Here is a 14,065-nt window from a genome sequence, read left to right as displayed (position 1 = left end):
GTTTATTTTTGTTCCTTCCAGATCCGATTTCTGATCCTACTTAGGGACACGGGGGTAATCCCCAAAAAAGAAGCGATATAATGTTGAGGAATACGATTTGCAATATCGGGCTGCTCCTTAATCAGATTCAAATACCTTTGTTCCGGACTATCCCTGATCCTTGATAAAAATAAATTCATATAGGTATCGAATCTTTCGGCTACATATTCCAGTAAAAAATCCCGGACCCCTTCGTTCTCTTTATAAATGATCGCCGCATCTTCCCCGCTCAGGATCAGTAATTCCGTGGGTTCGATACTTTCCACACTAAGTAAGCTATCCTTATAAGTTCCTCTATAACTATGAATGGAAGTGATTGCTCGATTCTCAGGAAAAAATGCGATCGTGATATCCCTTCCTCTATCCTCGAATTTCAACCGTAGACATCCTTTTTTAACGATGAATATGTTTTTGGTATAAGCCCCTCTTTTGATAAGTACGGTTTTTGGCGGAACCTTCCTTTCCTTTAACATGGAAGAATAACGGTCCCAATTTTTCTCCAAACTTGGGATCTTCTTTTTTATATTTTCCAGAAGAGGTATATCCTGCATCGTGATGCCTTGAATTCTCCCGTATTCAGTATCATAGGAAAGAAAAGGCAAGATTTGTTTTGGGATCAAACCGGGAATTTAAGATTTTGGAACAAGTTCTCTAATTCTTTCCGTAAAAAGTTTCGAATTAGATTGAATAGTTTCCTAAAAAAGGAAATCTTGCCCGCATCGATGAGAATTTTTCAACATGTCATTCAGCAGATACAAAGGTAAAAAAGTATTTATCACAGGCGGATCCGCAGGTATAGGTAAGGGAATTGCGATAGAATTAGCCAAAGCAGGAGCAAGTGTAATCGTTTCCGCCAGAGGAAAATCCAACTTAGAAAAAACGGTCGAAGAATTGAAGGCCGTAGGAGCTCCAACAGCAGTTTTCGGATACGCAGTTTTGGATGTTTCGGATAAAAAAGCCTTAGAAAAAGAAGCCAAAAAGGCAATCCAAACCTTAGGAGGATTAGACCTTCTAATTTGTAGTAGCGGATTTGCAAAAGCGGGAGAAGCTTCTGACCTAGATGAAGAAGTTTACAGAAATCTAATGGATGTGAACTATTTCGGTCATGTAAACGGAGCTCTTGCATTCAGGGACCATTTTGCCAAACAAAAAAACGGGGAGATCGTATTCTTAGCGTCTACATTAGCCTTCTTTTCTATCTACGGTTACGGAGCTTATTCCGCCAGTAAGTTTGCTATCGTAGGTTTTGCTCAGGGATTTCGCCAAGAAATGATGCTTCATGGAGTAAAGGTAAAATTATTCCTTCCACCTACGACGGATACTCCGGGGTTGGAAAAAGAAAACACGGATAAACCCGAATTGAGCAAGGAAATAGAAATGGGTTCCGCATTGAACAGAATACATGCGATCGATTCGGTAGCAAAGGCAATCTTAAAATGGATACCGAACAAAAAGTTCATCGGATATACCGGTTGGGATTCTTGGCTGCAATATTTTCTATTTAGACATTTTCCGGAATTCAGTATTAAACTGACGGATTCCGAATTAAAATCCGCTCAGTCCAGACTGAATAAGAAAAAAGAAGTATAAACTAAGGATTCATTCTTAAGGAGACTTTATGAAACCGATTAGCAAGGATTGGAAAGAAGATATCGCCCCGGACGAAGAGATTCGTTTTGCAGAATATGTAAAAGCGTTCCAAAAGATCCAAAAAGTGAATTCCTCCAAATTCGGAAAAGGCCGCACATTACATAGAAAGCAGATCTTAGGACTAGAGGCAAAGTTCGAAGTTTTATCGAATATTCCGGATTATACAAAACAAGGTCTGTTTGCAACCCCCGGAACAAAAGACGTTTGGATCCGTCTTTCCAGCGGAAGTATGAAAATACAGCCGGATACCACGGGAGATATCAGGGGATTTGCGTTAAAGATCTTAGGAGTGAACGGCCCGAGCGCATTACAAAACGGTAATACTTCCGCTCAGGATTTTCTTCTCATTAATTTGGAAGCGTTCTCTTCTCCTAAAAGTGACGAGTTTGTGGGTGTGGTTACCGCAGCCGCAAAAGGTGGCGGTCCTTTACTAAAATATCTTTTTTCCACTTACGGATTTTTCGGAGCATTCGCAAGGATCAAAAAAGTATCAAAAAGTTTTAATAAACCTTTTAGCGGATTTGCAACGGAGCCTTTTTATAGTGCGGCGCCTATCGCATTCGGACCTTATGCATGTAGAGTCAGGCTACTTCCCCCTACCGATAGGACACCGAGCAAAGATGCCTCTAAAGATTGGGCCGGTGATATGGGAGCAAAACTTTCCGAAGGCCAATTGGTATATACATTCCAAGTCCAATTTTTTACGGATGAAAAAACAACACCGATCGAAGACGCTTCCGTGAATTGGCCTGAATCGGAAGCGCCTTACGTAACTCTCGCAACTCTTACGATCCCAACTCAGGATTTTGCATCGGAGCATGGTCTTTCTTTACAGAAAAAGATCGAAGATACAATTTTTGATCCTTGGGAAGCTTTAATGGAGCATCGCCCTTTAGGAGACGTGATGAGAGCGAGAAAACATGTGTATCTCGCGAGCCAAAAAGGGAGGGGTGCGGTTTAAAGAATTTTATTCGTTCAAAAATAAAATACTATACAAAATCATTCAGCTAAATAGATCTTGGAATCTCAGTCTATTTTTGTAGGAACATAGATGGCCTCATCTATGGGAAGACGGTGCAATTCCGTCACGGTACCCGCCGCTGTAAGAGGGACAAAAGGCACAAGATGTCACTGGGTGTAAAACCTGGGAAGACGTGCCGAGTAGGACGATCTCGAGTCAGAAAACGACCTTACAAAAATCCTGAAGCTACGTGATCCGATCTCGGATGTAAGACGGTTACGTAACTAAACTCAACATTTTTGTTCATACGATACTAAGGTGTACTCTTTTATGCCCGAATATCGTTTATATCTTGTTAGGTGAAGATCTCTTAGGAGGGATTTTTATGCGCTCGATCTCCGTTTCGAAGGATTTTTCGGGAGCCAAGTTATGGCTTAGAGGTTCCGTTCTAGCTTTGGTTGCGTTGCTTGCTATTTCTACGATCTATACCGTAGGCTTGGAACCGATGGTGTATTTGCACGATACTTTCCATGATATAAGACATTCTACGGGCTTTCCATGCCACTAAGATCCGGATTTTATCACCTATTACGGACCGGGATATTTTCCGGTCTAGTATCAGGTCTTATTTTAGGGATTTTGGTTTGTGTATGGAATCTTCCTCTGATCTTAGAAGCGGAGAAGTTCGAATCCAAATCTATATCAGAAAAATCGAATACCGGTTCAACACATGTCCATTATCACGCACATGGAGAATCTCATTCTCATACAAAACAGGCATCTAATTCTGCTAAAGAAACTACTATTGATGACGAGCTTTGGCAAAAAAGAAATTTTGGGACTTTCATTGGATCTATTCTATTAGGAATTTCTTTTGGAGTTTTGATCTCTGTTTGGATGGCATTATTCCCTCCGAACGGATTTTTAGAAAGCCCTTCCCTATCCAAGGCAGTCCTTCCAAGTATTTTAAGTACGATCGGCGGATTTCTGATCTTCTTTGGGATCCCATTTCTTGGACTTCCTCCGGAATTACCTGGCAGAGTTTCAAGTGCATACGATTATCCGGAGAGACAAGCTTGGTGGTTTCTATGTGTTGGTTCAAGTTTAATCGGAGTTTTAGGATCCCAGACCATACTATCTTATTTAAAAATCCATAATCTATTAAAATGGACCTTCGTTCTAGCAATATTCGTATTTTTTGTAGGACTTCCATTCTATCTAGGCGCACCTAAAATTTCCGAAAATTTTACGGCTCCAAAAGAATTAAGGATCCAATTCGAATATGTGACCTTCTTCTCAAATCTGATCTTCTGGTTTCTATTATCCTCTTTATTTTTCCTATTTTTGAAACCAAGGCAGGTATTGGGATTCAAATGAAACCTAAAATTGCGGTTCTGGTACTTGGTCATGGAAGCAGGGAGGAAAATTCCAATTTGGAATTCGTTTCCTTAGTGGAGGCCTATTCGCTCACTCGTCCGGACCTGAAAATTTCCCATGCCTATGTGGAACTTGCAAAACCGGATATAGAAACCGCTCTTAGGGATCTTGGCGAAGAATATTCTAATATTATAATATTTCCCTTATTTTTATACACTTCCGGTCATATCAAAAACGATATTCCGATCGTTCTGGATAAGATCAAATCCGAGTTTCCGGGCCATATTTTTAAAATTGCGAATAGTTTAGGCATCCATTCTAAAATGGTATCCTTACTGAGAAAACGTGCGGAAGAATGTATACCTCTAAGCCAAGAACAATCCTCTAAAACCGGAGTGATCATCGTTAATAGGGGTTCCTCCGATCCGGATGCAAACGGTGATTTTTATAAAACAGTTCGTTTATTCCAAGAAGGAAATTATTTCTCCTTTGTTCTTCCTTCCTTCATAGGGATCACCAGCCCCCTACTTCCGGAAACTTTGGAGATGGCTTCCAAATTAAGACCGGAAAAACTTCTGGTGGTCCCCTACTTTTTATTCGGAGGAAAACTGATCCAAAAGATCTCTTCCTTGGTACAAAATTTTTCGGAAAAATTTCCATGGATCAAAACGGAACTCTCTTCTTATCTAGGTCCCGATCCGGAACTATTCTCCGTCATGGATGAAAGAATACAAGATTGTATATCCGGAAAATTTTCCCTTCCATGCGATACATGCGAATATAGAGCTCAGCTTCCGGGTCTTTCCAAAAAAGTGGGAGGATTGAAGGCTCTTCTTTGGAGTATCCGTCATCTGGAAACTCATAACCAAGCGGCTCCTCATTTATTCCCTCATCGTAATTTACAAAAACATATATTTGTTTGTGAGAATATAGACTGCGCAAGCAAAGGAAGTTCCGCCTTAGTCGCTCGTATGAGATCCATTTTAAAATCAAACGACAGGCATTTGGATTTTAAAATATCCCGCTCTTCCTGTATGGGAAGATGCGGAGAAGGTCCCGTAGTGGTTGTCTATCCGGACGGAGTTTGGTATCAAAAAGTAAGTGTAGAGGATGCAGAGGATCTTGTTTCGGAACATCTTTTGCAGGATCGATTGGTTTCTCGTTTAGTTGATAATATTATGCAATAGGAATAGAGTATGGCGTGTCATGAAATTGCGGCTTTAAGATTAGGAATGATGAATGTTCTCGGTATCAAGGACGAATCCGTTATCCAACATGAAAAAAATGAAATAGGACCGGAGGCCCTTTTTTCTCCCGGGCCGATCCAATCTTTGACGAATGCGAATAACTTTGAGGACTTGATCCGATTTTTCGAAGCGAGTTTGGTAGAGTTAGAACAAAAAATTTCGGGACTTTCTACAGTAGATCCTAAATCGGGATATTATACCTCTCTACTCATTCTTACTAAAAAAGTGGAATTGGATCTGAAAAATTCCGCCAAAGCCTTTCAAACCTTATACCTAGATCTGGAAGAAATGCATGATTTTGTGCATGAGATCTACCCTTCTTAGGAGGAAACCTTGGGCCAAAAATTTCTCAAATTAGTTCATAAAGAAAATATAAGTGCTTCTTCGGATTTATACCGTTTTGAAAGATCGGACGGTTCCGCTTTTGAGTTTGTAGGCGGACAATACGTTATCCTAAATCTAGGTAACGATGCCGATGGAAAATCCATCAAAAGGGCTTATTCCATTTTATCTTCCGATTCTAAAACGGGTTCTTTCCAGATCTGCCTGAAACGTTTAGGGACCGGAAAGGCTTCCAGTATTTTACCGAAATTAGAATTAGGAGCAGAACTGGAATATTCAGGTCCTTGGGGAAAATTTGTAGGAGATCCGACATGGCCTACTCCGGGTTTTTCTCTCATTCTGGCAACGGATACCGGCATCACTTCTCTTGCGGGACTTCTTCTTTCCAAAAAATTCTCGGACCGTTTGGATAGCACAATAACAGTCTGGTTCAAAACTAAAGAGGAGGACTTTCTTTCTGAAAAAGTATTAAAGAATCTCCTCTCGGGTATTTCCAATTTTCCGAATATATTCCAGATCCCTTCTATTTCCGATCCGGATCGGATTTCCGCTGTATTAGAAATTTTGAAATCGATTTTGGGAGACTGTACTGTCCCGGAGAACGCATTTTTAAGCGGGGATGGAAATATTTTAAGGGAAGTAAGATCCGAACTAATTCGTTTAGGGACATTAGAATCCAGGATCGGAATGGAAGCATTCTTTAACACTCAAAGAAATCCTTCACCGGTCGCAAGTCTCGGAGTTTAAATGGCAACCAAGGAGCTAAGAGAAGGATTTACTACCGGCGCTTGCTCCGCTGCAGCTGCAAAAGCGGCGACTCGGGTCCTTATCTTAGGCCAGGCCATTAGAGAAATTGAAACTACTCTTCCAAACAAAAGAAAAGTCACCTTCGAACTGAAACGTTGCGAGATCTCGGAAAATACTGCTGTTTGTAGTATCATCAAGGACGCAGGAGATGATCCGGATTGTACTCACGGAGCGGAGTTAACTGCAGAAGTAAAACTAAATCAAGAGAACAAGATCGTATTAAAAGGTGGAGAAGGAGTAGCGGTCGTCACAAAAGCGGGACTCGGATTGGAGATCGGAGAACCTGCAATCAATCCCGTTCCTAGAAAGAATATTACGGAAATGATATTAGAAGAACTGATAGGTTCCGCATTTTCAGGCGCAGAAGTGACCATCAGCGTTCCTGGCGGCCAAGAGATGGCCAAAAAAACGATGAACGAACGTCTTGGATTGATCGGCGGTATCTCAATATTAGGTACTACCGGGATCGTAAAACCGTATTCCACCGCGGCATATAAGGCAAGCGTAATACAGGCGATACAGGTCGCGAGAGAATATGGAGAACAATCTATCGTTTTAACTACCGGAGGAAAGTCAGAAAAATTCGCAATGGACCTTCTTCCTAATATGAACGAGATCGCATTTATACAAGTTGGAGACTTTATAGGAACTGGGATCAAGACCGCGATCAAAGAAGATATCCATCATGTGGTCATTGTAGGTATGATCGGAAAACTTTCCAAGATGGCTGACGGCGTCATGATGACACATAGAGGCGGCTCCTCCGTAAACACGAAGATGCTCGCAAATATAGCAAGATCCTTGGAGATCCCGGAGACTATTTGTTCCAGTATAGAAGCGGCGAATACAGCAAGACATGTATTAGATATTTGTAAAGAATCCGGACATTTTTATATCACCACTAGGATCTGCGAGATCGTTTCGCAAAATTGTTCCAAACACGGATTAGGCTTACGAGTTTCCACTTATATGGTGGATTTTGATGGAACTCTTTTAGGAAAATTCGAGGCTCCGGAAGGCTGGGGAATCAAAGGAGAAGCGACAAATGAATGATATGCGGCAAATGACTTCCTTGGGAAGGGAGATCGAAAATAATTCTTTTGCGATCATCGATGAAGAAGCAGGACATCATTCACATCCACCGGGAGATTGGGAAGTTGTCAGAAGGATCATACATGCTACCGCCGATTTTGAATACAAGGATCTAACGAAGATCCATGAAAACGCGATCCGTCACGGCATCCAAGCCCTGAAGAACGGATGCCCGATCATTTGTGATGTTCAGATGATCATTGCGGGTTTAAACAGTGAACGTTTGGATGCTTACGGTTGTAAAACATATAGTTTTATTAGCGATCCGGAGGTGATCCAAAGAGCTAAAGAAAATAATTCCACAAGAGCAATCGAGTCTATGCGCAAGGCTTCTAGTTTAGGACTTTTGAATGGATGTGTGATTGCGATCGGAAATGCTCCCACTGCTCTTTTGGAGATCGTAAGACTCGTGCAAGAAGAAGATATCCGCCCCGCTCTCGTGATAGGAGTTCCTGTAGGATTTGTTTCCGCAGCAGAATCCAAAGAAGCGTTATTGGATATCAAATTCCAATCCGATTATTCCATACCATACATACTTACAAGAGGAAGAAAAGGAGGAAGTACGATCGCGGTATCCATCATACATGCACTTTTACTTCTTTCAACGGAGAAAAAATTTTGAAAGCGGTAACCGTTATAGGGATAGGCGACGACGGTTGTGTCGGACTGTCCAGCAAAGCAATGGGTGCAGTAGCAAGAGCAAGAGTACTTGCAGGAGGAGAAAGACATCTGGATTTTTTCCCTCAATTTGACGGAGAAAGGATCGTCATCAAAAATGACGTTGCTCGCACAGCGGAGAAGATTGCTGAACTTTCCGCGGAGCATACGATATGCGTTCTTGCCTCTGGAGATCCGCTATTTTTCGGGATCGGAAATCTGATCTTAAAAAAAGTAGGAAAGGATCATGTGGAATTTATCCCGGCACCAAGTTCCGTCCAAAACGCTTTTTCTAAGATCGGGGTCAAATGGGACGATGCCTCCTTTCTTTCTCTTCACGGTAGGTCGTTCTACGGATTCATTACGAAATTGCAAAGTATTTCCAAGGTTGCCTGTCTCACTGACGAGACCAACTCTCCTTCCAAGATCGCAGAGTATCTATTACATTATTCTGAAACAGACTGGAAAGCGTTCGTATGTGAGAACCTGGGTGGAAAAGAGGAGAAGGTCCGTGAATTCGAATTAGAAACTTTGGCTGGGACCTCCGATATTTCCGACTTAAACGTGTTGATCCTTCTCAGAAAAGATCCGAATTGGAAACCTTCCCCACTTCTTCCTTTTTTAGGAGAAGAAGAATATGCGAAACGTCTTCCTAAAAAAGGACTGATCACCAAAAAAGAAGTCAGGATCCTTTCTCTTTCCGCATTAGAGATCCGCCCGGATTCCTTAGTTTGGGATATTGGAGCGGGCTCAGGAGCGGTTTCGATCGAAGCAGCCAGGATCGCCAGAGAAGGAAAAGTGTACGCGATCGAAGTAGATCCGGAAGGAATAGAGATCTGCGAACAGAATATTCTCAGCCATAAAACAGATAATGTTTTCTTAATACATGGAAAAGCTCCTCAAGCATTACAAGATCTTCCCTCCCCCGACTGCGTTTTTGTGGGAGGTTCCAAGGGTAATATGAAAGAGATCCTGGAACTTTCTTGGGAAAGATTAAATCCCGGCGGATGTTTGGTGGCGAATGCAATCACCTTAGACAATGTTTCCGAGGCTTACAAAACATTCAGGGATATGGACCTGATCCCGGAGGTGACCCTCATCAATATATCCCGAGGTCAAAAACTCGCGGATTATCTCAGATATGAGGCATTAAATCCGATCCATATTTTTAAAATTAGGAAATCTTAATACATTTTATGACTGTAAAAACTACATACGGGAAATTATACGGAGTCGGAGTCGGTCCCGGCGCGACCGACTTAATCACTCTTAGGGCGGTCCATGTCCTGAACAGTGTAGCAGTGCTTGCCATTCCAAAAAGCAGCGAATCTCTGCCGTCTTTCTCTTGGAGAGTATGCTCTCCTATCGTTCAAGAAAATGAATCTCAAGAAAAGTTATTCTTACATTTTCCGATGACCAAAGATCCGAGCATCTTAGTTCCGGCTTGGGATAAAGCGTTCAAGGAAATAGGCGTTCGACTGGAAAAAGGTTTGGATGTTGCTTTCATCACGCAAGGAGATCCTTCCGTATACAGTTCTTGGAGTTACCTGTTAGAAGAAGCTCCGGAAAGATGGCCAGGAATAGAAATGGAAATTGTTCCGGCGGTTTCTTCCATTACTGCGATCCCCGCGAGTTTACTCACTCCGCTTGCAGACGGTAGAGAAAGATTCTGCGTTCTTCCTGCGACCTATGGGTTGGAGGATCTGGAGAAACTGATCCAAGATTTTGATACGATCGTACTGACAAAAGTAGGACAGGTGGTCCCAGAACTGATAAGAATATTAAAAGAGCAGAATATTCTAGAAAATGCAACTTATGTTTCTTATGGAACCACAGATCGCCAGAGGATCGTAAAAGATCTAGAGTCCATCAAGAACGAAAACTGCGATTATTTCTCCATGGTTATCATTTCTATCCGAAGAAGGAAAGGCGTCTTAAGGGGTATTTTGGATGATTCAGAGTAGAAAACCTTATGCGATCTATGTAATCACAAAACACGGTATGAAAACCGGGAAAGAACTATTCCATTCCTTAAAGGGAGCGGATCTATTCGTTTCTCCCAAATTTATCTCGGAAGCTCCTAAGGGATCCAAACTTTTGAGTCTCCCGATGGAACCCACGTTGAGAGAAACTTTTATGGAATACGATTGCCATATTTTTGCGATCAGTGTGGGTGCAGTAGTGCGAATGATCTCCCCTCTTTTGGTCAGTAAAAAAACGGACCCTGCTGTTCTTTGTATAGATGACCAAGCAAAGTTTACGATCTGTGTTTTGTCGGGTCATGTAGGAAGAGGCAATTTTTTTACCCAGAAAATTTCCGGTCTATTGGAGAATATTCCGGTAATCACAACCGCTTCGGATGTTTCAGGGACTTTGACTGTGGATATTTTAGGAAGAGAACTAGGTTGGAGTTTGGAAGACCAAGACAGAAACGTTACTAGGGCTTGTGCCGCAGTAGTAAATGAAACTAAAGTAATGTTCGTACAGGAAACAGGTGAGCCGAATTTTTGGCCCTTGGAAAAAGATTTACCCAAGGGAATAGAATATTCTTCCAGTTTAGAATATGTTGATCCGAAAGATTATGAGATCCTCCTGATCGCAAGCGATAGAACGGATATCAAAATCGAAACGCCGGAAATATATTCCAATTCGGTGATATACAGACCTAAATCGTTGGTTTTAGGATTAGGTTGCGATAAAGGAATTCCGACTGATATTGTAGAAAATGGGATCGTAAAAGTATTAAAAGAATATAATTTATCATTGGATAGTATAAAGGCAATTGCAAGCGTAGATGCCAAAAAAGAAGAACCGGCATTCTTAGAAATTTCGGAAAAGTATGGATGGGAATTCAGAACCTTCTCTCCCGAAAAATTGGACCAGGTGGAGGGAATTTCAGAAATTTCTAAAGCTGCTTCCGAATATGTGGGGACTCGCTCCGTAAGCGAGGCTGCCGCCCTTCTTCTCTCCGGATCCGAAAAATTACTCGTAACAAAACAAAAATACAAAGAAACGGAAGGTGGAAAAAACCTAACGGTCGCAATTGCAAGGATCCCATTTGCAGCGAGATCGGAACACCACCCCGTAATTTTGGAGAAAATATGAACGAAACTCCAAAAGGAAAATTGAATATCGTAGGGATCGGCCCAGGAAACGATTCTCATATTACTCCTGCTGCATTATCCGCCATCAAGGAAGCGGACTCCATAATAGGATACACTACTTATATCAATCTAGTAAAACATCATTTGAGCGGAAAACAAGTCACTCGCACAGGTATGACGGAAGAGATCGCTCGTGCGCAAACTGCAGTGGAGTCCGCGAAATCGGGACAAACGGTAACATTGATCTCTTCTGGAGACGCAGGCGTATATGGAATGGCAGGTCTCGTCTTCGAAGTTTTAAAAAAAACAGGTTGGAAGAAAGGAGACTCTCCCGAGATAAAAATGATCCCTGGGATCAGCGCGGACAGCTCTTGTGGATCTCTTGTAGGAGCTCCGATGATTCACGACTCCGCAAGGATCTCACTCTCGGATCTTTTGACTCCTTGGACTGTGATCGAAAACAGGATCGAGTCGGCTGCTAAAGGAGATTTCGTGATCAATCTATACAATCCGGCCTCCGGCAGAAGGCAAAGACAAATTGTTGAAGCAGCTCGTATCATAAAAAAATACAGACCAGGAACCACACCTGTAGCACTCGTAAAGAGCGCATATCGCAGACAGGAGAATATTCAATTTTCCGATCTGGATCATTTTTTGGAATTCGAGATCGGGATGAATACGACCGTGATCATCGGATCTTCTCAATCATTCGTTTATGAAGGATTTTTTGTAACTCCGAGAGGTTACGGAAATAAATACTCTTTAGAAGACGGGTCACTGAAACCAGGACAAAACAGAGCCGTTTCCTTAAGAACGGAAAACGATCTGGCAAGTAGAATACCGAAAGAATCACCTTTCCCTAATTTAAATATTACTAAAATACAAGGTGCGTTCGTACGAACAAGTACTACCGTATTCGAGCAAGAAAAAGAAGAAACAGTCGAAAGCCAAGATTCTTCCGTTTCCACCGCAATAAAAGTATTACAATTTTTGGGATCTTCTCCGCAAAAAAAGGAAGTTCAGATCTCCGAATTACGATCGGATGAAAAAATCCGGTATTTAGGTCGTATCGGCGGAGCCATCCTTTATCAAAGGGATGAGAATTATTATTTGATCGGAAAACTAAAACGACCAACCGACTTAGAAACATTCGGATTCCATAATATAATCGAACAAGACCAAAAATGGACAAAACTGAAAGTTAAAGATCAGGAAATCGTTTCCCAAAATCAATTTGATATTTTGATCTCTTTTCCTTCGGAAGGTTTTCCCGAAGAAGTTTATGATCGGTTTGCAATTTATAGAAATTCATCCATCAGCGAAAGGCTTTGGGACTACGTTTTAGATAATAGCCGAAAGACGCTCTGGGAAAACAGAAAATACACGGATGCAAGATGGTTGGGACATTCTCCCAAACAGGTTTGGTCCTCTTTCAGGGATACTATTTTAAAATGCGATTAAGAGAATCATTATGAAAGTATTTATCATTGGAGCCGGTCCTGGAGATCCGGATCTGATCACAATCAAAGGTGCAAGACTCGTGGAGACCTGCCCTATCGTTCTTTATACCGGCTCCCTTGTTCCCCAAAGAGTGATAGAAAGGGCCGCTCCGACAGCTACCGTATTAGATTCTTCTAAAATGACATTGGAAGACATTATTTCTATCTTAGAAGAAGCTAAGAAGAAGGACCAGGATGTTGCAAGAGTCCATACGGGAGATCCGTCTATATTCGGTTCCACTGCGGAACAAATGAGAAAAATGGATGAATTAGGAATTCCTTATGAGATCGTCCCCGGAGTTTCCTCATTTACCGCTGCAGCGGCGATGTTAGGTAAGGAATTAACACTTCCGGAAGTTTCTCAATCCGTGGTCATAACTCGGGCGGAAGGAAGAACTCCAATGCCTGAAAAAGAGAAACTGGAAACTTTTGCATCCACCGGCGCCACGTTGGTATTCTTTTTAAGTGTTTTACATATTCGTAAAATTGTGGAGGAATTGATTCCCCACTATGGCGAGGATTGTCCGGTCTCTGTTGTGCAGAAGGCTACTTGGCCGGAGCAAAAAATAGTAACCGGTACCTTAGAAAACATAACGGCTAAGGTAAAAGAAGAAAAGATCACAGCTACTGCGATCATATTCGTGGGAAAAGTATTGGACTGTCATGATTTTGCGGACTCCAGACTGTACGCATCCGACTTCTCCCATAAATTCAGAAAAGCAAACAAGAAACGAGCCGCCTCCGAAATCGTATGAATTCTCCACCGGATAAAAAAGGACTGATCTTAGTATTCACCGGTCCTGGAAAAGGAAAAACTACTGCTGCGCTCGGAATTCTATTCAGGGCATTAGGAAGAGGAATGAAATGCGGGGTCGTCCAATTCTTAAAAGGAAAATGGGAAACAGGAGAAAGAAAATTTGCAAAAACCATCCCGGATCTGGACTTCCATGTAATGGGACTAGGCTTCACATGGGAAAGTGATGATCTAGACCGAGATAAGAAAGCGGCAAGATCTGCCTGGGATAGATCCTGCGAAATGATATTTTCAGAAAATTATAAAATACTCATACTAGACGAGATCACATACGCGTTCCATTACGGATGGCTTACACCGGAAGAAGTTTTCGAAGTCCTGTCTAAAAAACCGGAAGATCTGCATATTATACTTACCGGAAGAAATTGTCCGAATCTTTTAACAGATATGGCCGACCTGGTCACTCAGATAGAATCCCCTAAACATCCTTATAAGAGCGGGATATCGGCACAGATCGGGATCGACTATTAAATTTT

16 protein-coding genes and 1 riboswitch are annotated in these 14,065 nt (G+C 41.9%); of the genes, 15 read left to right on the top strand and 1 reads right to left on the bottom strand.

Annotated features, from left to right (window positions below; all coding sequences use genetic code 11):
* Positions 1–2: 2 nt before the first annotated feature.
* Positions 3–590 carry a Crp/Fnr family transcriptional regulator gene (locus LEP1GSC192_RS01115; protein ID WP_020768220.1) on the bottom strand — a complete coding sequence of 196 codons (588 nt, stop codon included), beginning with the start codon at positions 588–590 and terminating at the stop codon, positions 3–5.
* 187 nt (positions 591–777) lie between these two features.
* On the opposite strand from LEP1GSC192_RS01115, the gene LEP1GSC192_RS01105 reads away from it, so the two are divergent.
* From LEP1GSC192_RS01105 to cobO, 15 genes are all read left to right on the top strand, one after another.
* Positions 778–1,629 carry an SDR family NAD(P)-dependent oxidoreductase gene (locus LEP1GSC192_RS01105; RefSeq protein WP_020768334.1) on the top strand — a complete coding sequence of 284 codons (852 nt, stop codon included), beginning with the start codon at positions 778–780 and terminating at the stop codon, positions 1,627–1,629.
* A 28-nt stretch (positions 1,630–1,657) separates the two neighbouring features.
* Complete coding sequence (locus tag LEP1GSC192_RS01100) at positions 1,658–2,650, top strand: catalase (RefSeq protein ID WP_020768285.1); 993 nt, start codon at positions 1,658–1,660, stop codon at positions 2,648–2,650.
* 63 nt (positions 2,651–2,713) lie between these two features.
* A riboswitch (cobalamin riboswitch) is annotated at positions 2,714–2,898 on the top strand.
* Positions 2,899–3,035: 137 nt separating this feature from the next.
* On the top strand, positions 3,036–3,218 hold the full coding sequence (locus LEP1GSC192_RS01095; RefSeq protein ID WP_020768427.1) for a CbtB domain-containing protein: 183 nt from the start codon (positions 3,036–3,038) through the stop codon (positions 3,216–3,218).
* The gene (locus LEP1GSC192_RS01090) at positions 3,209–4,027 is read left to right on the top strand and encodes a CbtA family protein (RefSeq protein ID WP_020768103.1); all 819 of its coding nucleotides are present in this window, start codon (positions 3,209–3,211) and stop codon (positions 4,025–4,027) included. Before LEP1GSC192_RS01095 ends, LEP1GSC192_RS01090 begins: the two co-directional genes overlap by 10 nt.
* On the top strand, positions 4,024–5,214 hold the full coding sequence (locus LEP1GSC192_RS01085) for a CbiX/SirB N-terminal domain-containing protein (RefSeq protein WP_020768035.1): 1,191 nt from the start codon (positions 4,024–4,026) through the stop codon (positions 5,212–5,214). The genes LEP1GSC192_RS01090 and LEP1GSC192_RS01085 overlap by 4 nt, the downstream gene beginning before the upstream one ends.
* A gap of 9 nt (positions 5,215–5,223) precedes the next feature.
* Positions 5,224–5,598, top strand: a complete 375-nt coding sequence (locus tag LEP1GSC192_RS01080) for a DUF3209 family protein (RefSeq protein ID WP_020768323.1) — start codon at positions 5,224–5,226, stop codon at positions 5,596–5,598.
* A gap of 9 nt (positions 5,599–5,607) precedes the next feature.
* Complete coding sequence (locus LEP1GSC192_RS01075; RefSeq protein WP_020768141.1) at positions 5,608–6,363, top strand: FAD-dependent oxidoreductase; 756 nt, start codon at positions 5,608–5,610, stop codon at positions 6,361–6,363.
* The gene (locus LEP1GSC192_RS01070; RefSeq protein ID WP_020768213.1) at positions 6,364–7,476 is read left to right on the top strand and encodes a cobalt-precorrin-5B (C(1))-methyltransferase; all 1,113 of its coding nucleotides are present in this window, start codon (positions 6,364–6,366) and stop codon (positions 7,474–7,476) included.
* Positions 7,469–8,137 carry a precorrin-8X methylmutase gene (locus LEP1GSC192_RS01065; RefSeq protein WP_020768008.1) on the top strand — a complete coding sequence of 223 codons (669 nt, stop codon included), beginning with the start codon at positions 7,469–7,471 and terminating at the stop codon, positions 8,135–8,137. Before LEP1GSC192_RS01070 ends, LEP1GSC192_RS01065 begins: the two co-directional genes overlap by 8 nt.
* Positions 8,134–9,360: a bifunctional cobalt-precorrin-7 (C(5))-methyltransferase/cobalt-precorrin-6B (C(15))-methyltransferase gene (locus LEP1GSC192_RS01060; RefSeq protein ID WP_020768234.1), complete on the top strand. Its 1,227-nt coding sequence runs from the start codon at positions 8,134–8,136 to the stop codon at positions 9,358–9,360. The genes LEP1GSC192_RS01065 and LEP1GSC192_RS01060 overlap by 4 nt, the downstream gene beginning before the upstream one ends.
* Before the next feature lie 8 nt (positions 9,361–9,368).
* The gene (gene cobI / locus LEP1GSC192_RS01055; RefSeq protein ID WP_020768151.1) at positions 9,369–10,136 is read left to right on the top strand and encodes a precorrin-2 C(20)-methyltransferase; all 768 of its coding nucleotides are present in this window, start codon (positions 9,369–9,371) and stop codon (positions 10,134–10,136) included.
* Positions 10,123–11,277 (top strand): cobalt-precorrin 5A hydrolase, encoded by a 1,155-nt coding sequence (locus tag LEP1GSC192_RS01050; protein ID WP_020768031.1) that lies wholly within the window; start codon positions 10,123–10,125, stop codon positions 11,275–11,277. The genes cobI and LEP1GSC192_RS01050 overlap by 14 nt, the downstream gene beginning before the upstream one ends.
* Entirely contained in the window at positions 11,274–12,737 is a 1,464-nt protein-coding gene (gene cobJ / locus LEP1GSC192_RS01045; protein ID WP_020768086.1) for a precorrin-3B C(17)-methyltransferase, read from the top strand. Before LEP1GSC192_RS01050 ends, cobJ begins: the two co-directional genes overlap by 4 nt.
* Before the next feature lie 10 nt (positions 12,738–12,747).
* Positions 12,748–13,530 carry a precorrin-4 C(11)-methyltransferase gene (cobM, locus tag LEP1GSC192_RS01040; RefSeq protein WP_020768104.1) on the top strand — a complete coding sequence of 261 codons (783 nt, stop codon included), beginning with the start codon at positions 12,748–12,750 and terminating at the stop codon, positions 13,528–13,530.
* Positions 13,527–14,060 (top strand): cob(I)yrinic acid a,c-diamide adenosyltransferase, encoded by a 534-nt coding sequence (cobO, locus tag LEP1GSC192_RS01035; protein ID WP_020768482.1) that lies wholly within the window; start codon positions 13,527–13,529, stop codon positions 14,058–14,060. Before cobM ends, cobO begins: the two co-directional genes overlap by 4 nt.
* Positions 14,061–14,065 lie beyond the last annotated feature (5 nt).

This window comes from Leptospira sp. B5-022 (assembly GCF_000347035.1).
In the GTDB taxonomy this organism is placed as follows: Bacteria; Spirochaetota; Leptospiria; order Leptospirales; family Leptospiraceae; genus Leptospira_B; species Leptospira_B cinconiae.
The sequence above is the reverse complement of the archived record's forward strand: the minus strand, read 5'-3'. Positions and strand labels throughout refer to the sequence as shown.